The organism is Streptomyces sp. NPDC003284 (assembly GCF_053589675.1).
In genome coordinates, this window is record NZ_JBSFSI010000004.1 from 345,845 (window position 1) to 367,806 (window position 21,962).

A 21,962-nucleotide genomic window follows, 5' to 3' on the forward strand; every position below is an offset into this window, starting at 1 on the left:
CTGTCCGGCAACGGTCCATGGCAGGGGTCCGAAGGTCTACGGCCCGGCCTCCGACGGACCACTCCCCGGGGTCCACAGGTCTAGCCGTAGGTCTATGGGACAGGGCCTTTCGGTCCACGGCGCGGGGCCGTCGGTCCAGCGCACGTAGAGGCAGGTCAGGCCGTGCCGCTGAGTTCGAGCAGGTGCCGCACCGTGCCGACGGGATCCACCAGTTGGTGGAGGTGCTCGCCGGGGAGGTGGGCCACCCGCCAGCCGCGGGCTCGTGCCTCGGCGGCCTGCTCCTCGTACGGGGGGCCGAAGAGCAGGTAGGAGCACGGGTGGTCGTCCCAGCCGTCGGGGACCGGGATGTGCTGCTCGTAGTAGGACAGGGGCAGGGTGGGCTGCTCCTCGACGACCGTCCGCCGTACGGCCGGGTCGGGGAACATGGGCGCGACGTCCGCCTCGTCCCACCAGTCGGTCCAGCGCGGCAGCCTGCCGTCCACCGCCAACGGGCGCAGGAAGTCGAGGAGTTCGGGTGGGGCGACGGGGGTCGCGCCGGTCCGGGCCGGCAGTGCGGCGTCGACGAGGACCGAGGCGGTCACGGGGTGGTCGAGACCTGAGCGGACGGCCGGGAGGAACAGTCCCGCGTTGCTGTGCACCACGAGCACGACGGGAGTGCCGGCCGGTACCTCCCGCAGGTCGTCGCGGACGGCATCCGCCACACGGGGCCAGAAGGGCGGCGCACCGTCGCCGATGTGGAGCAGGGACGGCACTCGCACCCGGTGTCCGGCCGCTTCGAGGTGTCCGGCCACGGGCCGCCAGGTCGAGGGGCCCACGGAGGGGCTGTGCACGAGGACGAAGGTCGGCTGCATGCCATGATCCTGACGCCTGCTCCGGATCCGCGCACGGATCTCGGCTGACAGCAGAACAGCCGTGCGCGGGACGGTGATCCGGGGGTCCGCCACCCCGCCCACGACAGTTCACATTCTTAAGTCAAGGTGAAAGAAAAGCCCTTCCGCCTCCTTGACCGTGACATGACCACGCGGCACGCTTTCGGGAGAGCGCTCTCCCTCCCGGCGTTCTCCTTCTTGTTCTCCCCACTCCCCTCTCCAAGGAGACTGCCCGTGCCCGCAGTTCCCACGGTCGTGGCCCGCACGCCACGACGACACTCCCCACCGGCGCGCGGTCCCGTCGCCGCGGCGCTGGTCGCCGCGCTCGTCGGCGCCCTGCTCGTCCTGCTCCCGGCCACCGCGGCGCAGGCCGCTCCCGTACTGCTCTCGCAGGGCAGGACGGTGACGGCGTCCAGCCAGGAGAACTACGGGACTCCGGCCTCCGCCGCCGTCGACGGCGACCTCACCACCCGCTGGTCGAGCGCCGCCGCTGACCCGCAGTGGATCCAGGTCGACCTCGGCGCCCCGGCCGCCGTCAGCCAGGTGGTGCTGCGCTGGGAGACCGCCTACGCCAAGGCGTACCGCATAGAGCTGTCGACCGACGGCACCCACTGGAGCACGGCGTACTCCACCTCCGCCGGGACCGGCGGCACCGAGACGGCCGCCGTCTCGGGCACGGCCCGCTATGTGCGCGTCTACGGCACGACCCGGGCGACGCAGTACGGCTACTCGCTGTGGGAGTTCCAGGTGTACGGCGACACCGGCGACAGCGGTCCGACCCTGCCCGGGGGCGGTGACCTCGGCCCGAACGTGCACATCATCGACCCCTCGACCCCGGACATCCAGGGCCAGTTGGACACGGTGTTCAAGCAGCAGGAGTCGGCGCAGTTCGGCAGCGGGCGGCACGCGTTCCTCTTCAAGCCCGGCACCTACAACAACATCAACGCCCAACTCGGCTTCTACACGCAGATCGCCGGGCTGGGTCTGCGCCCCGACGACACGACCTTCAACGGGGACGTGACCGTCGACGCGGGCTGGTTCAACGGCAACGCCACGCAGAACTTCTGGCGTTCGGCGGAGAACCTGGCGCTCAACCCGGTCAACGGCACCGACCGCTGGGCGGTCGCCCAGGCGTCGTCCTTCCGCCGCATGCACGTCAGGGGCGGCCTCAACCTGGCGCCCGCGGGCTACGGTTGGGCCAGCGGCGGCTACATCGCGGACAGCAAGGTGGACGGGACCGTCGGGCCGTACTCCCAGCAGCAGTGGTACACCCGGGACAGCAGTGTCGGCGGCTGGACGAACGGCGTCTGGAACATGACGTTCTCCGGTGTGGAGGGCGCCCCCGCGACCAGCTTCCCGAACCCGCCGTACACGACGCTCGACACCACCCCGGTCTCCCGTGAGAAGCCGTTCCTGTACCTGGACGGCAACGAGATGAAGGTGTTCGCGCCCGCGCGGCGCACCAACGCGCGCGGCACCACCTGGTCGAACGGCACCCCGCAGGGCGAGTCGATCCCGCTGAGCAGGTTCTACGTGGTCAAGCCGGGCGCCACCGCGGCCACCCTGAACGCCGCGCTCGCCCAGGGCCTGAACCTGCTGTTCACGCCCGGTGTCTACCACGTCGACCAGACGATCCAGGTGAACCGGCCGGACACCATCGTGCTCGGTCTCGGCCTCGCCACCATCGTCCCGGACAACGGGGTGACGGCGCTGAAGGTCGCCGACGTCGACGGCGTCCGGCTGGCCGGTTTCCTCGTCGACGCCGGACCGGTCAACTCCCCCACGCTGCTGGAGATCGGCCCCTCGGGCGCCTCGGCGGACCACTCCGCGAACCCGACGACGCTCCAGGACGTCTACTTCCGCATCGGCGGCGCGGGTCCGGGCAAGGCGACCACCAGCCTGGTCGTCAACAGCGACGACACGGTCATCGACCACACCTGGGTGTGGCGCGCGGACCACGGCGACGGAGTGGGCTGGGAGACCAACCGGGCGGACTACGGGGTGCGCGTCGACGGCGACGACGTACTGGCCACCGGCCTGTTCGTCGAGCACTTCAACAAGTACGACGTCGAGTGGCGCGGCGAGCGCGGCCGGACGATCTTCTTCCAGAACGAGAAGGCGTACGACGCGCCGAACCAGGCCGCCGTGCAGAACGGCTCCGTCAAGGGGTACGCCGCCTACAAGGTGGACGACTCGGTCGGCACGCACGAGGCGTGGGGCGTGGGCAGTTACTGCAACTACACCGCGGATCCGGGCATCCGGCAGGACCACGGGTTCGAGGCGCCCGTGAAGCCGGGGGTGCGGTTCCATGACGCGCTCGTGGTCTCCCTGGGCGGCAACGGCCAGTACGAGCACGTCGTCAACAACACGGGTGCGGCGACCTCGGGCACCTCGACCGTGCCGTCCACCGTCGTCTCCTATCCCTGATCCTTCCCCTCCTTTCCCGTCCCTTCCTTTCCCGTCCCTTCCCATCCCTTTCCGTCCCGTCCTGCTCCATCCTGATCCGCCCTGATCCGCGGTCCCGGGCCGTACCGCCTCCGGTACGGCCCCGGGCCGCCCCCTGACCCTCCGGGCCGGTCACGACCGCCCCGCCGTCCAGCCCGGAGGGGCCATGCCGTGCCGCGCACCGACCCGCCGGGAGCCTCCGTGTCCAGACCACGCCGCTTCGCGCACATCCCGCCGCCCCGCCGCGCCGCCGTCCCCCTGCTCGCCCTCGGCGCCCTGCTGGCGTCCTCGCTCACCGTCGCGCTCGCGCCGGACGCCCGCGCGGCGGACACCCTGCTGTCCCAGGGGCGGCCCGCCACCGCCTCCTCGCAGGAGGGCGACGGCTACGCCGCCTCCGCCGCGGTGGACGGCGACCTCACCGGCACCCGGTGGGCCAGCGCCTGGAGCGACCCGCAGTGGCTCCAGGTCGACCTGGGCCGCCGGGCCGACCTCAGCCGGGCCGTCCTGACCTGGGAGAACGCCTACGGTAAGGACTACGAGATCCAGGCGTCCGACGACGGCACCGACTGGCGCACGCTGAAGAAGGTGACCGGCGGCGACGGCGGCACCGACGACCTCGCCCTGACCGGGTCCGGCCGCTATGTGCGGATGCAGGGGCTGGCCCGCTCCGGCGGCTACGGGTACTCGCTGTGGGAGTTCCAGGTCTACGGCTCGGCCGGGGGCACCGTGCCGCCGCCCGACACCGGTGCCGTGAAGGTGGAGGGCACCCGGGGCGACTGGCGGCTGACCGTGGGCGGCCGGCCGTTCACCGTCAAGGGGGTCACCTGGGGCCCGTCGGCCGCCGATGCGCCCAAGTACCTCCCGGACGTGAGGGAGATGGGCGCCAACACCATCCGCACCTGGGGCACCGACGGCTCCAGCAAGGCGCTCCTGGACGCCGCGGCGGCCCAGGGCCTCCATGTCATCAACGGCTTCTGGCTCCAGCCGGGCGGTGGTCCGGGCTCGGGCGGCTGTGTCGACTACGTGACCGATACGGCGTACAAGGACAACGCGCTCGCCGAGTTCGCCCGGTGGGTGGACGCCTACAAGAGCCATCCGGCGACACTGATGTGGAACGTCGGCAACGAATCCGTCCTCGGCCTCCAGAACTGCTACAGCGGCGACCGGCTGGAGGCGGAACGCAACGCGTACACCGGCTTCGTCGACGAGGTCGCGAAGAAGATCCACAGCATCGACCCGGACCACCCGGTCACCTCCACCGACGCGTGGACAGGCGCCTGGCCGTACTACGAGCGCAACGCGCCGGACCTCGATCTGTACGCGGTGAACGCCTACAGCGGCGTGTGCAAGGTGCGCCAGGACTGGACCGACGGCGGTTACAGCAAGCCGTACATCGTCACCGAGACCGGTCCGGCCGGTGAGTGGGAGGTGCCGGACGACGCCAACGGCGTCCCGGACGAGCCGACCGACGTACAGAAGGCGGACGGCTACACCCGCGCCTGGAACTGTGTGACGGACCATCAGGGAGTGGCCCTGGGCGCCACCTTGTTCCACTACGGCACCGAACACGACTTCGGCGGCATCTGGTTCGGCCTGGTGCCGGACGGGCTGCGGCGGCTGTCGTACTACGCGGTGAAGAAGGCGTACACCGGCTCGACGGCCGGGGACGACACTCCCCCGGTGATCAGCGGCATGACCGTCTCCCCGGCCTCCTCGGCACCGGCCGGCGGCGAGTTCACCGTGCACGCCGACGTCCGGGACCCGGACGGCGACCCGGTCACGTACCGGATCTTCCTCAGCGGCGCCTACGCGAACGGCGACAAGCGGCTCGTGGCGGCGAAGTGGCGCTCCACCGGGAACGGGACCTTCGCGGTGACCGCTCCGCAGGGGCTCGGGGTGTGGAAGGTCTACGTACAGGCCGAGGACGGGCACGGCAACGCGGGCATCGAGACCCGGTCCGTCAGGGTCGTCGCCCCGCCCGTGAGCGGCACCGACCTGGCGCTGGACCGGCCGGTGACCGCCTCCTCCTTCCAGCCGTCCTACGGCGACTGCCCCTGCACACCGGACCTGGCCGTGGACGGCCGCGCCGACACCCGCTGGGCCAGCGACTGGAGCGATCCGCAGTGGTTCCAGGTCGATCTGGGCGCGTCCCGGTCCTTCCGCACCCTCCAGCTCGTCTGGGACCCCGCCTACGCCCGCTCCTACGAGGTACGGGTCTCCGACGACGGCAGCGCCTGGCGGACGGTGTACTCCACCACCGCCGGTGACGGCGACGCCGACACCCTCGACGTGGCGGCCACCGCCCGGTACGTGCGCCTGGAACTGACGGCGCGCGGCACGGACTGGGGCTACTCCCTGCACGAACTGGGGATCTACGGCTGACGGCCGGGACCGGACCGCCGCACCACAGCCCCCCTCGCCACCGAACACACGGAACACACGGGATACACGGGACACACCGAACACACCGACGCACCGAACGCACCACCCGCGCGGCACATGTGTGGGCGCGGGCCCTCTTCCCACCTCACGGGCAGGAGACTTCCATGAGATCGAGCCCGAAACGGCTTCCCGCGCTCCTTGTGGGGACCGCCCTCGTCGCCAGTGCCCTCGGGGCCGCCACCCTCGCCCACGCGGGCACCGGGGACGGCACGGACGGCCGCGGTGCGCCCGTCGTGGCGGCCGCCGCGCACAGCGGGCACACGACGGCCGTCTCGACCCGGGCGTCCGCCGACGACCCGGACGGCGACGGCTACATCCCGGCCGTGCCGCAGGTCACCGGGGTCACGCCGTCCTCGGCGGACCCGCCGCACCGCTACTTCCACGAGTTCCAGGCCAACTGCTCGGTCACGCACACCGCTCCGGACGACCCGATCGTCTTCCCGGGCCAGCCGGGCAAGTCCCACGACCACACGTTCATGGGCAACACCTCGACCGACGCGTACAGCACCACCGCCTCCCTGGACGGCGGCGCCACCACCTGCAAGGCGCCCGGTGACGCCTCGGGCTACTGGATGCCCTCGCTGTTCGCGGGCGACCGGAAGATCCTGCCGGTCGGACCGCAGACGATCTACTACAAGTCCGGGGTCACCGACTACACCAGTGTGCGTCCCTTCCCCAAGGGGCTGCGGTTCCTGGTGGGCGATCCGATGCAGAGCGCCGCCGACTTCCGCGGGCACCCCGGCTTCGTGGAGGGATGGGAGTGCGGTGACAGCTACTTCAACACCGACTTCCCCGCGAGCTGCCCGGACCGGGCCGATGTACAGCTCAACATCCGTTTCCAGGCGCCCAGTTGCTGGGACGGAAAGTATCTCGACACCCCGGACCACAGGAGTCACCTGGCCTATCCGGTCGTGAAGCCCGGTACCAACGACAACGTCTGCCCCGCCGATCACCCGGTGGCCGTGCCGATGATCGAGTTCAAGATGGCGTTCCCGGTCAACGGTGATCTGAGCCAGGTGCGCCTGGCCAGTGGCCGCGGGTACTCCTTCCACTACGACTTCTTCAACGCCTGGGACGACGCCACGCTGCGGGCGCTGGTCACCCACTGCGTCGTGGGCGGCCTCCAGTGCGACGCCCGCGGCTACGACCAGACGCATCCGGAGGCGGGCGCGGCCCTCGGCGAGGACTACCGGCTGCCCTGACCGCTGCCGGGGCGCGCTGCGCGCAACGGGCCGGTGTTCAGGCGGACTCGCGCACGACCAGCTCGGGCGCGAGGACGACGGACACCGGCTCGGTGCGCTCCCCGCGCACCCGCTCGTCCAGCAGCCGGGCCATCTCGGCGGCCATCCGCTCGACCGGCTGGCGGACCGTGGTCAGCGGCGGGACGCAGGACAGGGCGATCGCGGAGTCGTCGAAGCCGATCACCGCGATGTCCTGGGGCACGCGTGTGCCGCGCTCGGCGAGCAGCCGGCAGGCGCCCTGGGCCATGAGGTCGTTGGCCGCGAACACCCCGTCCGTCCCGGGGTGCCGGTCGAGCAGCAGGGCCGTCGCCGCGATGCCGCTGTCGAGCGTGAAGCCGCCTTCGACGACGGGGACGCGCGGGTGTCCGGCGCGGGCCAGCGTCTCGCGGAACCCGGCGAGGCGCTCCCGGCTCGCCGGGACGTCGAGCGGCCCGGCCACGGTGGCGGGCCGGTGGCAGCCGCGCGCCAGGAGGTGCTGGGCGGCGAGCCGTCCGCCGTGCCGGTGGTCCAGGTCCACATGGCTGAGCGCGACCGGGCGGGCCGGGCGGGCGAACAGCACGGCGGGCAGGCCCGCTTCGGCCAGCAGCGCGGGCAGCGGGTCGTCGGGGTGGGTGGAGACGACGAGTGCGCCGTCCGCGCGGCCCTGGCGGAGGTAGGTGAGCACTTCCCGCCGGTCCTCGGCCGTCTCGGCGAACATCAGCACCGGGTGCATCGAGCGGGGGCGCAGGAAGCCGACGGCTCCCGCCACCACCCGTCCGAAGAAGGGATCGGTGAAGGCCCGGGCGGCGAAGGCCTCTTGACTGTCCTGCGGGGAGTCGCCCGCGCCGGAGACGACGAGCGCCACGGTCTCCGCCCGGCGGGTCACCAGGGCGCGGGCGGCCCGGTTGGGGGCGTAGCCGGTGCGCTCCACGGCCCGGTGCACCAGCTCCTGGATCGCGGGGTCCACGTTGCGGACGCCGTTGACGACCCGGGAGACCGTCGCCCGTGACACACCCGCCTCCCGGGCGACATCCTCCAAGGTCGGGGGCTGATTGCTCATGTCCGCACCTTAACGGCCCGGCGGCACCGGGCCCGAGGGAAGCCGCCTCCGCCCAACAGGAGGCAACAGAGCCGGACAGTTGAGCGCGGATCAAGGCGCGGAGAAGCAACAAATATTGACGCAATCGACCAGTGCGCGTACCTTCCCGCCAAGGCGGCGAGCGACGTGAACCCGGCCGCCGTCCGGGCAGGTTGAGCTCCATCCCCCCTCTCCCCACCTCACGGGAGCACACCATGCGCAGAGCACGTTCCCCTCATGTGCACGACGTTCCGCGCCCCACCGCGGGACCGGCGGCGGCCCTCCGCCCGCCGAGGCATCTGCTGTCCGCCCTGGCGGCCCTGGCCCTCGTCCTCGGTGCCCTGATCGGACTGCCCGCCGTGTCGCAGGCGGCGGGGTCGCTGCCGTGCGACATCTACGGCGCCGCGGGCACCCCGTGCGTCGCCGCGCACAGCACGACGCGCGCCCTGCTGTCGTCCTACGCGGGCCCGCTCTACCAGGTCACGCGGGCCTCGGACGGGGCCAGGGCCGACGTGGGCCCGCTGGCGCCCGGCGGCTACGCCGACGCCTCCCGGCAGGACACGTTCTGCCGGAACACCACGTGCCGCATCACGAAGGTCTACGACCAGACCGCGCGGCACAACGACCTCACGCCCGGTCCGGCCGGGACCGCCGGCATGGGCGCCGACCGCGGGGCCGACGCCGGCGAGATCGCGGTGACGGCCGGCGGGCACAAGGTGTACGGCATCTGGATCTCCCCGGGCGTCGGCTACCGCTACACCGGGGTGGCCTCCGGGGTGGCGGTCGACGGCCGCCCCGAGGGCGCCTACATGGTGGCCAGCGGCACGCACGTCGGCTCCGACTGCTGCTTCGACTACGGCAACGCGGAGCGCACCCCGGCCGACACCGGCAACGGCCACATGGACGCCGTGTCGATCGCGACCACCTGCTACTTCGCGCCGTGCACCGGTTCGGGACCGTGGGTCGAGGCCGACCTGGAGAACGGCATGTTCCAGGGCGGCGACGGCTCCAACACGGCCAACCGCGGCAACAGCAGCGCCTTCGTCACCGCCGTGCTCAAGAACGACGGGCAGACCAAGTACGCGCTGAAGGGCGGCGATTCGCGGTCCGGGCCGCTGACCACGTGGTGGGACGGCGGACTGCCCACCCGCGGCGGCTACCGGCCCATGCAGCAGGAGGGCGGCATCATCCTGGGCACCGGCGGCGACAACAGCAACTGGAACCGGGGCACCTTCTTCGAGGGCGTCATGGTCGCCGGGTATCCCACCGACGCCGCCGAGAACGCCGTCCAGGCGAACATCGTCTCCGTCGGCTACGACGGCGCGACGGACGTGCCCAACGGCCCGCAGGGCACGATCACCGGGCCGGGCGGCACGTGCGTGGACGTCACCGCGGACGACACCGGGGGCAACGGCGCCGCCGTGGACCTGTGGGACTGCCAGCGGTGGGCCGAGGACCAGCACTGGCAGCACAACGCGGACGGTTCGCTGAGCACGATCGGCCGCTGCCTGGACATCAAGGGCAACGGCACGGCCAACGGCACCGAGGTCGAACTGTGGGACTGCAACGGCGTCGGCGGCCAGAACTGGCAGCAACGCACGGACGGTTCGCTCTTCAACCCCCAGTCCGGCCGCTGCCTCGACACCCCGAACGGCACCACCGCCAACGGCACGCACCTGCGCATCTGGGACTGCAACGGCGCGCCCGCGCAGAAGTTCTCCGTCGACGGCGGCGCCCCGGTCGCCTCCCCCGGCGGCAAGTGCCTCGACGTGGCGTCCGACGACAGCGGCGGCAACGGCGCGGCCGTCCAGCTGTGGGACTGCCAGTCCTACGCCGTCGACCAGCACTGGTACCACGACGCGGGCGGCTCGCTGCGCACCCTCGGCCGCTGCCTCGACATCAACGGCAACGGCACGGCCAACGGCACCGAGGTCGAACTGTGGGACTGCAACGGCGTCGGCGGCCAGAACTGGCAGCAACGCACGGACGGTTCACTCTTCAACCCCCAGTCCGGCCGCTGCCTCGACACCCCGAACGGCACCACCGCCAACGGCACGCACCTGCGCATCTGGGACTGCAACGGCTCCGCCGCGCAGCGGTTCACGACGGGCTGAGGCCCACGGCGGACCGAGGCCCCCGCCGCGCCGCTGCGGGACGTACGGCCTCAGTCCGTCGACGGCACCCGGTCCGCACGCGGCCGCGCCCACAGGCCGGGCAGCCGGGCGTGCTCCTCGGGGCCGGACAGCCCCGCGTCCAGGGCCAGCAGGGAGAGCAGCCGCACCGGACGCCCGGCGGTCGCCGCCGCCTCCAGCCTGTGGTGGCCGTCGAGGAGGAAGTGCGTCAGGCCCCAGTGCCGGTAGTGGTCGGCGGGCGAGCCGGAGCCGGGTTCGCACACGTCCAGCGTCGAGACCGCCACGGCCGCCGGGACCGTGCCCCGGCCCATGCGTTCGACGTACTGCTCGACACGCTCCCGCTCGTTCCACGGCGGGGGCACCATCGGCACGACGAACTCGTAGAAATGGGCGGACGCGTCGACCGGCGTCTCGAAGGTCCGGTAGTACGGCGTGTGCGGGTACTCCGGGAGGCCCCAGAACTGGTCGACCCCCCACGTGGCCACCTGCTCGTCGCTGAAGTAGTCGCCCTCCCGGCCGGGCACGACGAGCCGGGGCTCCACGCTCAGCAGCACCGGCACGTACGTGCCCGCGGGCAGCAGCGCGCCGAAGCGATCGACGAGGTCCTCGTCGATCCGGTCCTCCGTGCCTGCCGGAGCGGCCGGAGCGCCGGTCGGCGACTCCCGCTCGCTCTCCATCGAGAACGTCTGCCGGGAGCCGTCCAGCCGACGGAACAGCAACGGGCAGGTCCCGCACCAGAAGCTGAGCTCGAAGGCGGGATCCCCGTCGACCGCCAGCACCCTGCGGCCGGGCCGGTTCGCGGCCTCCCGCCGCTCCTCCGTGAAGTTCAGCCGCGCCGTGGACTCCGGTACGCCGAGCCCGCGTGGCTCGCCCCACTCGATCAGCACGGGTACCGCACTCCGCGGCTCGGACCGGAGAGAGGGGCGGAGGCGGTGCGTGGTGGACGCGGCAGGGTCACCGTTGTCTCCATGAGGTGAGGGGAGTTCGTACGAGAGCCGGGAGTCCCGGGGGGGCGGGTCCGGTCAGTGGGGACGGCGGCGGACGACGTCGGCGAGGACCGTGGTCACCAGTTTGCGGACGGTGTCCGCGGCCGGCGGGTCCGGGGCTCGGTCGCGGTCCGCGAAGAGGAGGTGGCCGCCGCCGACCAGGGAGAGGGTGAGCGAGTCGATGTCGGCGTCGGCCGCGATACGGCCCCGCGCGCGCTCGTCGGCGAGGTAGGCGGAGACCGCGGCGGTGACCTGGGCGAGGACGGCGAGGCCGCCTCCGGGTCTGGCCTGCCGCAGCCGCGCGCGCAACTCGTCCCGGAACGTGATGAGCGGGATGATCGCCACCGGGACCGGTCCGAAGAGCGTGGTCAGCGCGGCGGTGAGGTTGTCGGCCACGGTGCCGGTGCCGACGGCCTCGCGCAGCGTGCGGGACCGCGCCTCCAGTTGTGCGGCGCGGTCGAGGACCAGCTCGGTGAGGAAGCCGTCGAAGTCGCTGAAGTGCCGGTGCAGGACGCCTTTGGCGCAGTCCGCCTCGTCGGTGACGGCCCGGCTGGTCAGCCCGTTCGGGCCGTCCCGCAGCAGCACGCGTTCGGCGGCGTCGAACAACTGCTGTCGCGCGTCGCGCAGATGTACTCCGGTCGGCACCGGCGGATCCTCTCGTGGGCCGGATTCCCGGCACCGCTTGGCGAGTGGGCGCCTGCCCACTAAAGTGAACGCATGCCCACTCTACCGCGAGAACTCCCCGAGCCGGAGCAGTCGCACCAGGCCCGGCGCACGGCCGAGTCGTTCGGCGCGGACGCGTCGCGCTACGACCGGGCCCGCCCCGGCTACCCCGCCGACCTGGTGGCACGCATCGTCACCGGGAGCCCGGGACCCGATGTGCTCGACGTCGGCTGCGGCACCGGCATCGCGGCCCGCCAGTTCCAGGCGGCCGGCTGCGCCGTGCTCGGCGTCGAGCCGGACGCCCGGATGGCCGCTCTCGCGCACTCCCGCGGCCTGCCGGTCGAGGTGGCGGCCTTCGAGGACTGGGAACCGGCCGGCCGGCGCTTCGACGCCGTGACCGCCGCCCAGTCGTGGCACTGGGTGGACCCGGTCGCCGGTGCCGCGAAGGCGGCCCGGGTGCTGCGCCCCGGCGGACTCCTGGCGGTCTTCGGGCATGTCTTCGAACCGCCCGCCGAGGTGGCCGAGCCGTTCGCCGCGGCTCTGCGCCGGGTGGCGCCCGACGCCCCGTTCAGCGCTCAGCCGGCCCGGCGTCCGCTGGAGCTGTATCAGGAGGGGTACGCGCGGACCGCCGAACAGATCCGCGCGACCGGCCGGTTCGGCGACCCGGAGCAGTGGCGCTTCGACTGGGAGCGGCCCTACACGCGCGACCAGTGGCTCGACCTGCTCCCCACCACCGGTGGCCTCACCCGGCTCGACCCCGGCCGACTGGCCGAGATCCTGGGCGCGGTGGGCCACGCCGTCGACGCCCTCGGCGGCGGCTTCACGATGCGGTACACCACCCTGGCGGCCACCGCCGTACGCGCCGAAGGCACGTGACCCACCGGAGCCGCCCCCGGTCCGGCCCGGCCGCCGCACCCACGGCGACGGGAGTCCGGTCCGGTGGTGCCCGTCAGGTGTTCTCCGCCGCGGCCGCCGCCGCGGCGCGCAGGGCGGTGAGGAGCGGGGTGCCTTGCCGGGCGGTGGGCCAGGCGAGGACGGCGATGCTCGGCGGGGCGTCGGAGACGTCCAGGTAGGTGAGGCCGGGGCGGGGGTAGAGAGTGCGCGCGGCGGCCGGGACGAAGGCGATGACGTGCTGGTGGGCGACGGCGAACAGCAGCGCCTCGATGTCGGAGACGGTGACGCCGTAGCGGACACGGGTGCCGTCCGGGCGGGGGTTGACGGTCCAGTGGTCCCACCAGGCGCGCGGCACCTGCGGGGGCACGTCGGCGACGGTGTGCTGGGCGAGGTCGGCCAGGGTCACGGCGGAGCGGGCCGCCAGGGGGTCGTCGGCGGGCAGGCACACGACGCGGGGCTCGCGGGCCAGGACGACCCAGTCCAGCTCGGCCGGGAGCGGGAGCCGCAGGAAGGCGGCGTCCAGGGTGCCGTCCCGGAGCGCCTCGATCTGCTCGACGAAGTCGACACCGCGCACCTCGGCCTCCAGCGCGGGGTGCCGCGCGCGCAGCACCCGCAGCACGGACTGCGCGTAGGGCATCGCGGCCTCGCCCCCGATGGCGCCCAGCCGGATCCGCTGCGGAAGGTCCTGCCCGCGCAGCGCCCCCATGCGTGCGCGGGCCTCAAGTGCCGCTTCGGCACAGGGGATCAGGCCGCGGCCGGCGGCGGTGAGCCGGAACCGCCCCGAGCCGCCGCGCTCGGCGAGGACGGCGCCCAGACGGCTCTCCAGCGCCCGGATCTGCTTGCTGAACGCCGGCTGGGTCAGGTACGCCCGTGCGGCGGCCCGTCCGAAGTGCCGTTCCTGCACCAGCAGCAGGAACAGCCGCAGTTGATGGAAGGTGGGATCCCGGTCCGGCGCCGGGTCGGCGGGCTGCCGCCGCCCGGCACGCCGCTCTCCCCCGTGAGCTGGCGTCATGGACAACAGGTTATGGCCTGTGTCCCGGATTTTCATGGCCGCCGCCCTCCTCAGCGGGCGGCACGGAGGTGCAGGATCGGCGGCGTGCGCCCGGCGGCGCCGGGAGGAACCGACCGTTCCTCGGCAGGAGTCCGGCGCCGGCGACCGCGCGTCGCAGCGTGAGGCCGTGGGGCCGGGGACCCGTGGCGCGGCGGCGCCGTCGACGGGGGGCGCCGGACTCGGGGGACGGAACATGCTGCGTATTCACTTCACCGACGCGGATCTGGCGATGTTACGGGTGGCCGGACGGCCCGACCCGCTCTGGGAGACGGTCCTGGGCATGCAACAGCTCATGGGCGGCACCGGCGCGCCGGTGGCCTTCGCGGCGTGGCGGCGCCGGGCCGCACGGGAGATCGCCGAGCGGCGTCTCGGGCCCGCGGCGCGGCTGGTGTGCCGACTCGCCCCGCCCAGGGGGTACTTCCCCGACTTCCTGACCCCGCCGGAGGCGGGCGGCGGTCTCGCCGAGGGGCTCGACGCCGTGCGGGGCACGCCGCCGGCCAGGCTGCGCGCGGAGGTGATCCGGACGGGCCTGCTGCCGGAGCGGGGACCGCGCCGCCTGTCCTGGCTGCCCGGGTTGGTGGCGGGCGACCGGGAGCGGCTGGAGGAACTGGCGCAGGCGCTCCGGCTGTTGCACGACGCGCTGGTGGCACCGGCCTGGTCGGGCGTGGCACGCGGTGTGCACGCGGACCGGGCGGTCCGGGGCCGTGCGGTGCTGGACGGCGGCGCGCACCGGCTGCTCGGCTCGCTGCGCCCGTTCGCCGCCTGGGAACCGCCGGTGCTGCATGTGGCGTACCCGGTCGACATGGACCTCCGGCTGGGCGGGCGGGGGCTGCGGCTGGTGCCGTCCTGGTTCTGCTGGCGGATGCCGGTGGGCATGGCCGACCCGGACCTGCCGCCCGTCCTCGTCCACCCCGTGGAGCATCCGCTGACGGCCGCCGTCGGCCAGTGCCGCCGTCCCGCGGCACTGGCGGCGCTGCTGGGGCGTACGCGCTGGCAGGTCCTCGGTGCGCTGCGCGGCCCGGCCACCACCGGGGAACTCGCCCGGCTGCTGGGGGTCTCCCCGGCCTCCGCGAGCACGCACGCGAAGACGCTGCGGGAGGCGCGGCTGGTGGTCAGCCACCGTGTCGGGGGTTCGACCCTGCACCGCCTCACGCCGCTGGGCGCGGCCCTCCTGGAGGGCGATGTGCCGAGCACTCCCCCGGACTGACCCGGTCTGGACCGGACTGGACTGGACCAGACTGGACCGACCCGGACGGGCCGGGGCGTCTCGCGCGGGGCAGGTGCGTCCGCCGGTCGGTCAGGATCCGCCGGGGCCGTCAGGATCCGTCGGGCAGCGGGCGGTCAGGAGCCGTCGGGCAGCAGGCACAGGCCCGTCAGCGGGTGGCGCCCGGCGAGGATCTCGCGGGGCGGGCGCCCGGCGGCGGGTCCGTCCGGCAGGGGTACGGCGTGCAGTCGGCCGCCGAGGTCGGAGACGTAGGCGATGCCCTCCCGGGCGTCGACGGCGAGGCCGATCGCCTCGGCGAAGCCGTCGGCGAGGATCTCGGGGCGCTGTCCCGGCTCGCCCGGTGCCGGGAGGGGCGCGCGGTTGAGCGTGTTGCCCGCGGGCGCCGCGCCGCGGTCGGTCCAGTACAGCAGATCGCCGTCGAGGTGCAGGTCGATCGGTTCGGGCAGGCCGTCCCAGAGCACCTCGATGTCGGAGCGGTGCCCGGCGCTCTGCCCGGCCGGGATCTCCAGCCCGGCCCGCAGGATCCGGCCCCTGCCGCCCTTGGCCGGTCCCTTCTGGGTCCAGTACAGGTGCCCGCGGGCGGGGTCGACGGCGACGCCGACGCACTCGCCCATGATGCCGTCCGCCGCGGGGTTGACGACGAGGTCGGTCAGCCCGCCGCCGTCCACCCGGACGCTGCTGATCCGGTGGCCCTCGCGGTCGCCCCAGTAGAGCCTGTCCGCGCCGTCGCAGGCCAGCTGCTTGCCGGTCGTCATCGCCCCGGCCGGGACGAGGTCGCGCGGGGTGCCGCCGTCCAGGCTCAGCGCGTGGAGGCCGCCGTTGCGGCGGGAGAAGTCCTGGCCGGCCTCGCCCGGCGCGGCGGGGTCGGTCAGCGGGGCGCCCATGGTGGTCCAGTAGACGATGCCGTCGTGCACCACGATGCCGTCCGGGGCGGCGCCCGCGTCGTCGAGGAGGGGGTGCACCCGGCCGTCCGGAACGCTGATCCGCAGCACCTTTCCGGGTATCACCTGGAGCGCCAGTAGTTCTTGCGGCACGGTGGTCGTCCTTGTTCTCGGGGTTCTCGGGGTTCTCGGGGCTGCCGGGGCTGACTGTCCTGCGGTCGTGCTCGTACGGCCCTGCTCGTACGGTCCTGCTCCTGCTCAGTGCCCGGTGCCGGGGGCCGACCCGGTGCCCGGGGCGGTCCAGCCCAGCGGTTCCAGGACGGCGCGGGTGCGCCCGTCACGCAGGGCGGCGAGGTGTTCGTAGGCCGCCTCGCCGGTGCCGTACGCCTCTTCCACGGCGTCGAGGACCTCGCCCTGCCGGGCCGGGTCGGCGCTGCCGGTCTCGAAGGTCAGCTGGGAGCCGACGTGCGCGGCGAGATGGCGCATGCCGCCGGAGCCGCCGCCCAGGACACCGCTCTCGAACGGGCCGACGGTGGCCCAGCGCAGCCCGAGCGAGGCCCGGACCAGGTCGTCGAGGTCGCGGACGTCGATGACGCCCTGCTGCACCAGGTATACGGCCTGGTCGTTGAAGACCTTCTGGAGGCGGTTGCCGACGAACCCGGGGATCTCCTTCTTCAGCCGTACGGGCAGCTTGCCCAGCAGGCGGTAGACCTCGCTCGCCCGGTCCACCGCGGCCTCGGACGTCCGCGGCCCCGGCACCACCTCGACGAGCGGCATCAGCTCCGGCGGGTTGAAGGGGTGGCCGACGACGATCCGGCCGGCCGCCGGGTTGCCCCGGGCGATCGCCGAGGGCAGCAGCGAGGAGGAGGACGAGGCGAGCACCACGTCGTCGCGCGTGTGCGCGGCCAGCGTGGCGAACATCTGCTCCTTGATCTCGATGCGCTCGGGACCGGCCTCCTGCACGAAGTCGGCGCCGGTCGCCGCGGCGGCCAGGTCGGCGGTGGCCGTCACCGGCAGGTCCGCCAGCTCGCGCGCCACCAGGTCCGCCAGGTCGGGGCGCGGATCGCTGACGCGGACCTCCCAGCCGGCCGCGCCGAACAGGCGGGCCCAGGAGACGCCGATGACACCGGCGCCGACGATCGTCACGACTGCCATGCAGATCACCCCAGGGGAGGGAGAGCGGGACCGGCTCGGGGCGCGGTGCGGCGGCGGCCCCGTCTCTCAGGGAAGGCGACGGGGTGGGGGGCGGCAATCCGGTCGGGCCGAACGGGTCCGGCCGGCCTCCGCGCTCCGGCGGTCGGGTCGGGATCCAGTCGACACCCGAAAGGTCAGGTCTGTCCAATATATGATCGGATAGTGAACGATAGGGCAGACGATATGAAGTTCGCTCCGGCGGACCGGACGAACCTCTCGCGCCGGATGCTGGAGCAGTTCCTGGCGGTGGCACGGGAGAAGCACTTCGGCCGGGCGGCCGAACTGCTCGGCATGAGCCAGCCGCCGCTCAGCCAGTCGGTCCAGCGGCTGGAGCGGACGCTGGGGGTGCGCCTGCTGGACCGCGGCTCGGGCGGGGTGCGGCTGACCGCGGCCGGTACGGTGTTCGCCGCCGACGCCCGGCGGCTGCTCGATCTCCAGACCGCGGTGGTCGAGCGGGCCCGCCGGGTCGCGAGCGGTCTGGAGGGGGACGTGCGGGTCGGCTACGTCAGCCTCCTCAGCCACCTCTACCTGCCCACGATGCTGCGGACGGCGGCCGAACGCCTGCCCGGACTGCGGATCCAGCTCCAGCACGGCTCCTCGCAGGGGGTGGCCGAGCGGGTCCGCAGCGGATCGCTCGACCTCGGGTTCCTGCGCGACCCGGCGCGGCTCGCCGACGACCTCGTCAGCCGGGTGATCGCCACCGAACGGCTCGCCGCCGCGGTGCCGTACGACCACCGGCTGGCCGGCGGCGACGGTGTCGCCCTGGCCCGGCTGCGCGAGGAGGACTTCGTGCTGCCCGACCCGGACGCGCTGCCCGTCCTCGCCGAACAGCTCCGACTCGCCTGCCAGCAGGCCGGGTTCACCCCGCGCGCGGTGGCGGTCGCCGACGACCTCAGCGGTCTGTTCAGCTATGTCGCCGCCGGTCTGTGCGTGAGTCTGCTCCCGGAGGACCTGCGCCGTCTCACCGTGCCGGGCGTGAGCTTCGTCCCGCTGCGGGAGCCCGCCGTCCGCCTGGACACCACCGTGTACGCGGTGCACCGCTCCGACGCCGATCCGGCGGTACTGCGCCTGCTGGACATGATCACCGGACTGCCCCTCGCCGCGGAGGGGGCGTGAGTCCGGGCCGCCGGGAAACACGCGCCGTATGGCGAAACTTCCCCTTCCCGGCCGGGAGCACGAGCACGGCGAGCACGACGAAGGCGAGCACGACGAACCGGAACCGGGCCCCGGCCCCGAGGTGGAGCGGGCCGCGCCGGACACGCCGACGCGCCTGCCGAGGCGGGCCTGGACCGCCGCGCTCAGAGGCAGTGTGAGGGAGTTCAGGGACGACGAACTGGCCGACCGCGCGGCGGCGTTGACGTACTACGGGGTGCTGTCGCTCTTTCCCGCCCTGCTCGTCCTGGTCTCGCTGCTGGGGGTGACCGGACGGACGACGGTCGACCGGCTGCTGGACGAGCTGCGGCAGCTCACTCCGGGGCCCGCCCGGGACACCGTCATCCGGGCCGTGGAGCAGTTGCAGGGGCAGGCCGGCACCGGTTCCCTCGTGGCCGTGGCCGGTCTGGTGCTCGCCGTGTGGTCCGCGTCCGGCTATGTGGCCGCGTTCATCCGGGCGGCCAACGCCGTCTACGACATGCCCGAGGGACGGCCGCTGTGGAAGATCCTGCCGCTCCGGCTCGGTCTGACGGTGGTGCTCATGACGCTCGCCGCGGCCAGTGCCGTGATCGTGGTGTTCACCGGCGGTCTCGCCCGCCGGGCCGGTGCCGTGATCGGGGCGGGCGACACCGCGCTGACGCTGTGGTCCGTGGCCAAGTGGCCCGTCCTCGTCCTGCTGGTCGTCCTCATGCTCGCACTCCTGTACTGGGCCGCCCCGAACGCCGAGGTGAAGGGCTTCCGCTGGGTCTCCCCCGGCAGCTTCCTCGCCCTGCTGATCTGGGCGGGCGCCTCGGCGGGCTTCGCGTGCTACGTCTCCGGCTTCGCCTCGTACAACCGGACGTACGGCGCCATGGGCGGTGTCATCGTCTTCCTGGTCTGGCTGTGGATCGGCAACCTCGCCGTCCTGCTCGGCCTGGAGTTCGACGCCGAGACGGTGCGGCAGCGGGCCATCGCGGGCGGGCTGCCGCCCGAGACCGAGCCGTACACCCAGCCGCGCGACACCAGCACCTGGGACGAGGACGACCTGCCCGCCTGAACCGCGGCGCCGACGGCCGATGAGTTCCGGGCCCCGCCGAAGTCTGCCCCGTACGGGCAGAACACACACCGGCTTGTGAGGGGACCATGACCAGCACCGACAAACTGCCACCCGTCGTCGACGCCGCGATCTGGCGAGAGCGGCTGGCGGCGCTCCGCGCGAGGGAGAAGGCCGCGACACGGGAACTCGACGCCATCGCGGCCGAGCGCCGCCGCCTGCCGATGGTGGCGCTGCCCGAGTACACCCTGCGGGGCGCGGAGGGTCCCGTGCGGCTGGCGGACATCTTCGAGGGCCGCAGGCAGCTGATCGTGTACCACCACATGTGGTTCCCCGGCGAGGAGTGGCAGTGCCCCGGGTGCACGGGTTTCACCTCGCAGTACACCCGGCTGGACTTCCTGGACGCCTACGACGCGCGCTTCGTCGTCGTCACCCAGGGCCCGATCGACGAGGCGATGGCGTACAAGCGGCGCGTCGGCAACCGGATGACCTGGTACTCGACCGCGGACAGCCCCTTCGGCGCCGACATGGGCGCGCCGCCCGGGGGCGGATTCGCGGTCAATGTGTTCCTCCGCGACGGAGACACCGTCCACCGCACCTGGCACACCGACGGCCGGGGCACCGAGCAGCTCAGCCACACCTTCCCGCTCATCGACCTCCTCCCCTACGGGCGGCAGGAGGAGTGGCAGGACTCGCCCCCCGGCTGGCCCCGGTCGCCCGCCTACAGCCGGTGGATGCGCTCCGAACAGATCGCCGCGCTCTACGGCCCGGAGTGAGCGCCGCGCGCACGGCTCCCGGCGGCCGTGCGCGTGCCCCGGTAACAGGAAGTGGCCGGGTACGGTGTCCGAGCCTGTTCCGCTCCCCGGGTCAGGGCGTCAGGACGGACCTGCCGAACACCTCGCCCGCGTCCAGCATCCGGTGCGCCGATGCCGCCCGGTCCAGCGGCAGCACCTGGTGGACGACCGTGCGCAGCGCCCCGTGCGCAGCGTCGGCGAACTGCGCCGCGCGCACGGCCTGCCGGTCGGGTCCGGGCACACTGTCGGAGCTGAGGGTGGCGAAGGTCAGCGATCTGCGGAAGGCGGCCATCAGCCGCGTGCCGAAGTCCGCGGGCGGCGGCCCGCCGACGACGCCCACCGCCACGAACCGCCCGTTCTCGCTCAACCGGTCCAGGAACAGAGGGAGTCGCGGTCCGCCGACGATGTCGACGATCACGTCGAAGGACGACAGGGCGGTGTCCGGAGCGCCGGGCAGGGCCTGGCCCCGGCGGTCGAGGACATGGGTCGCGCCCAGCTCCCGCAGCCGGGCTCCGCGCCGGGCGGAGGAGGTGGTGACCGCCACCGCGCCCGCGTCGGCCCGCGCCGCGAGCTGGACCGCCGTGATGCCGATGCTGCCCGCCGCGCCGCGGACGAGGACCGTCTCGCCGGGCGCGAGCCGGGCCCGGTCGAGGGCGAAGTGCGCGGCCACCCCGGAGCCGCCGAGTGTCACCGCGTCCACGCAGGTCAGACCGTCGGGCAGCGGAAGGACGTTCTCGACGGCGGTGACGGCCTGCTCGGCGTACCCACCGGACAGGCCGGTGAACGCCCACACCCGCCGGCCGGTCCACGAGGCGTCGACGCCCTCTCCCACATCGGTGACCGTGCCCGCCACCTCGCTGCCGAGGTGATGGCCCTCCCGGAAGCCGTACCCGGCGAGCGTCCCCCGGCGGATCACGGCGTCCACGCCGCCCACCCCGATCGCCTCCGTGGCGATCCGCACCTGCCCGGCGGCGGGGACGGGCACGGGCAGGTCGACGACCTCCAGACCGTCCGGGTCTCCGAACGTCCTGATCACAACGGCCTTCATCACGAACTCCTCTGGTTCCGAGCGGCAGGGGAAGCGGCAGGAGGGCGTCCGCGCTGCCGGAAAGTGCGGGACGTACGGAACGTAACGGGCGGGCCCGGCCGGCTGGTTAAAGTGAGAGACGATGACCGGTCGTCTGCCTCACCTCGCGCGCTCCGACGCCCGTGACAACCGGGTCCGCATCCTGGAGGCCGCCCGCGCGGTGTTCGGCGAGGAGGGCCTGGGCGCGCCCGTGCGCGCGGTCGCCCGGCGAGCGGGCGTCGGCGCGGCCACGCTGTACCGGCACTTCCCCACCAAGCGGGACCTGGTCACGGCGGCCTTCGCCGACCAGCGGCGGGCCTGCCGCACGGTGGTCCGTGACGCCCTCGCGGACGCGGACCCGTGGCACGGCTTCCGGGACCTGGTCGAGCGGATCTGCGAACTCCACGCGCACAGCCGGGGGTTCGCCGACGCCTTCATGACGGCGTACCCCGGAACCATGGACTTCGCCGCCGACCGCGAGCGGGCGCTGCGCGCGGTCGCCGGGCTGGCCCGCCGCGCCCAGGAGGCCGGGCGGCTGCGGCCCGGTTTCGTCGTGGACGACCTGGTGCTGATGCTCATGGCCCACCGGGGCGTCCAGGACGTCCCGGTGGCCGCCCGGCAGGCCGCCTCCCGCCGCTTCGCCGCGTATGTGATCGAGGCGTTCCGTGCCGTACCGGAGCCGGTGCCGGGGGCGGTGCCTGGGGCGCACGCGGCCCTGCCGCCGGCCCCGCGTCTGCGGTCCCCCGAAGGCCCGGGCACCTGAGCCCGTCGTACGCCGGACGGCCGGCGCCCCGAACGGAAGCGGGCCGGAGGCGGGCGGGGCGCCGGGTGGCGCCG

Annotated in this window: 18 protein-coding genes; 10 read left to right on the forward strand and 8 right to left on the reverse strand. The window is 73.6% G+C overall.

Annotated elements, in window-relative coordinates:
• Positions 1-155: 155 nt before the first annotated feature.
• Positions 156-851 (reverse strand): alpha/beta fold hydrolase, encoded by a 696-nt coding sequence (locus ACWDYF_RS11510; RefSeq protein WP_389465560.1) that lies wholly within the window; start codon positions 849-851, stop codon positions 156-158.
• A 273-nt stretch (positions 852-1,124) separates the two neighbouring features.
• Here ACWDYF_RS11510 and ACWDYF_RS11515 point away from each other — a divergent pair, with 273 nt between their 5' ends.
• The 3 genes from ACWDYF_RS11515 to ACWDYF_RS11525 all read left to right on the forward strand — a co-directional run bounded on the left by ACWDYF_RS11515 (position 1,125) and on the right by ACWDYF_RS11525 (position 6,958).
• Positions 1,125-3,296 (forward strand): discoidin domain-containing protein, encoded by a 2,172-nt coding sequence (locus ACWDYF_RS11515; protein ID WP_389465734.1) that lies wholly within the window; start codon positions 1,125-1,127, stop codon positions 3,294-3,296.
• A 246-nt stretch (positions 3,297-3,542) separates the two neighbouring features.
• A complete protein-coding gene (locus tag ACWDYF_RS11520; RefSeq protein ID WP_389465732.1) occupies positions 3,543-5,696 on the forward strand; it encodes a discoidin domain-containing protein in 2,154 nt (717 codons plus the stop codon).
• A 164-nt stretch (positions 5,697-5,860) separates the two neighbouring features.
• Positions 5,861-6,958, forward strand: a complete 1,098-nt coding sequence (locus ACWDYF_RS11525) for a DUF1996 domain-containing protein (RefSeq protein WP_389465557.1) — start codon at positions 5,861-5,863, stop codon at positions 6,956-6,958.
• A 37-nt stretch (positions 6,959-6,995) separates the two neighbouring features.
• On the opposite strand, the gene ACWDYF_RS11530 is transcribed toward ACWDYF_RS11525, so the two are convergent.
• Positions 6,996-8,036 carry a LacI family DNA-binding transcriptional regulator gene (locus ACWDYF_RS11530; protein WP_389465555.1) on the reverse strand — a complete coding sequence of 347 codons (1,041 nt, stop codon included), beginning with the start codon at positions 8,034-8,036 and terminating at the stop codon, positions 6,996-6,998.
• A gap of 233 nt (positions 8,037-8,269) precedes the next feature.
• Here ACWDYF_RS11530 and ACWDYF_RS11535 point away from each other — a divergent pair, with 233 nt between their 5' ends.
• Positions 8,270-10,168, forward strand: coding sequence for an arabinofuranosidase catalytic domain-containing protein (locus ACWDYF_RS11535; RefSeq protein WP_389465552.1), 1,899 nt, complete (start codon positions 8,270-8,272; stop codon positions 10,166-10,168).
• 50 nt (positions 10,169-10,218) lie between these two features.
• Here ACWDYF_RS11535 and ACWDYF_RS11540 read toward each other — a convergent pair whose 3' ends face one another.
• Together ACWDYF_RS11540 and ACWDYF_RS11545 are read right to left on the reverse strand one after the other, a co-directional pair.
• Positions 10,219-11,073, reverse strand: coding sequence for a hypothetical protein (locus ACWDYF_RS11540; RefSeq protein ID WP_389465549.1), 855 nt, complete (start codon positions 11,071-11,073; stop codon positions 10,219-10,221).
• Between the two features lie 135 nt (positions 11,074-11,208).
• On the reverse strand, positions 11,209-11,817 hold the full coding sequence (locus ACWDYF_RS11545; protein ID WP_381742251.1) for a TetR/AcrR family transcriptional regulator: 609 nt from the start codon (positions 11,815-11,817) through the stop codon (positions 11,209-11,211).
• A 72-nt stretch (positions 11,818-11,889) separates the two neighbouring features.
• Here ACWDYF_RS11545 and ACWDYF_RS11550 point away from each other — a divergent pair, with 72 nt between their 5' ends.
• Positions 11,890-12,711: a class I SAM-dependent methyltransferase gene (locus ACWDYF_RS11550; RefSeq protein ID WP_389465545.1), complete on the forward strand. Its 822-nt coding sequence runs from the start codon at positions 11,890-11,892 to the stop codon at positions 12,709-12,711.
• A gap of 73 nt (positions 12,712-12,784) precedes the next feature.
• Here the strand turns inward: ACWDYF_RS11550 and ACWDYF_RS11555 are convergent, their stop codons facing one another.
• On the reverse strand, positions 12,785-13,741 hold the full coding sequence (locus ACWDYF_RS11555; protein WP_389465542.1) for a LysR family transcriptional regulator: 957 nt from the start codon (positions 13,739-13,741) through the stop codon (positions 12,785-12,787).
• 232 nt (positions 13,742-13,973) lie between these two features.
• On the opposite strand from ACWDYF_RS11555, the gene ACWDYF_RS11560 reads away from it, so the two are divergent.
• Positions 13,974-14,987, forward strand: coding sequence for an ArsR/SmtB family transcription factor (locus ACWDYF_RS11560; RefSeq protein ID WP_389465539.1), 1,014 nt, complete (start codon positions 13,974-13,976; stop codon positions 14,985-14,987).
• Positions 14,988-15,121: 134 nt separating this feature from the next.
• On the opposite strand, the gene ACWDYF_RS11565 is transcribed toward ACWDYF_RS11560, so the two are convergent.
• Together ACWDYF_RS11565 and ACWDYF_RS11570 are read right to left on the reverse strand one after the other, a co-directional pair.
• The gene (locus ACWDYF_RS11565; RefSeq protein ID WP_389465537.1) at positions 15,122-16,039 is read right to left on the reverse strand and encodes a hypothetical protein; all 918 of its coding nucleotides are present in this window, start codon (positions 16,037-16,039) and stop codon (positions 15,122-15,124) included.
• A gap of 105 nt (positions 16,040-16,144) precedes the next feature.
• Positions 16,145-17,041 (reverse strand): 3-hydroxyacyl-CoA dehydrogenase NAD-binding domain-containing protein, encoded by an 897-nt coding sequence (locus tag ACWDYF_RS11570; RefSeq protein ID WP_389465534.1) that lies wholly within the window; start codon positions 17,039-17,041, stop codon positions 16,145-16,147.
• Positions 17,042-17,263: 222 nt separating this feature from the next.
• Between ACWDYF_RS11570 and ACWDYF_RS11575 the strand changes: the two genes are divergently transcribed.
• The 3 genes from ACWDYF_RS11575 to ACWDYF_RS11585 all read left to right on the forward strand — a co-directional run bounded on the left by ACWDYF_RS11575 (position 17,264) and on the right by ACWDYF_RS11585 (position 20,041).
• Entirely contained in the window at positions 17,264-18,196 is a 933-nt protein-coding gene (locus ACWDYF_RS11575; protein ID WP_389465530.1) for a LysR substrate-binding domain-containing protein, read from the forward strand.
• A 28-nt stretch (positions 18,197-18,224) separates the two neighbouring features.
• Positions 18,225-19,268 (forward strand): YihY/virulence factor BrkB family protein, encoded by a 1,044-nt coding sequence (locus tag ACWDYF_RS11580; RefSeq protein ID WP_389465526.1) that lies wholly within the window; start codon positions 18,225-18,227, stop codon positions 19,266-19,268.
• Between the two features lie 86 nt (positions 19,269-19,354).
• Entirely contained in the window at positions 19,355-20,041 is a 687-nt protein-coding gene (locus ACWDYF_RS11585) for a DUF899 domain-containing protein (protein WP_389465523.1), read from the forward strand.
• Positions 20,042-20,132: 91 nt separating this feature from the next.
• Here ACWDYF_RS11585 and ACWDYF_RS11590 read toward each other — a convergent pair whose 3' ends face one another.
• Positions 20,133-21,107, reverse strand: a complete 975-nt coding sequence (locus tag ACWDYF_RS11590) for a zinc-dependent alcohol dehydrogenase family protein (protein WP_389465521.1) — start codon at positions 21,105-21,107, stop codon at positions 20,133-20,135.
• A 121-nt stretch (positions 21,108-21,228) separates the two neighbouring features.
• Between ACWDYF_RS11590 and ACWDYF_RS11595 the strand changes: the two genes are divergently transcribed.
• Positions 21,229-21,888: a TetR/AcrR family transcriptional regulator gene (locus ACWDYF_RS11595; protein ID WP_389465518.1), complete on the forward strand. Its 660-nt coding sequence runs from the start codon at positions 21,229-21,231 to the stop codon at positions 21,886-21,888.
• Positions 21,889-21,962 lie beyond the last annotated feature (74 nt).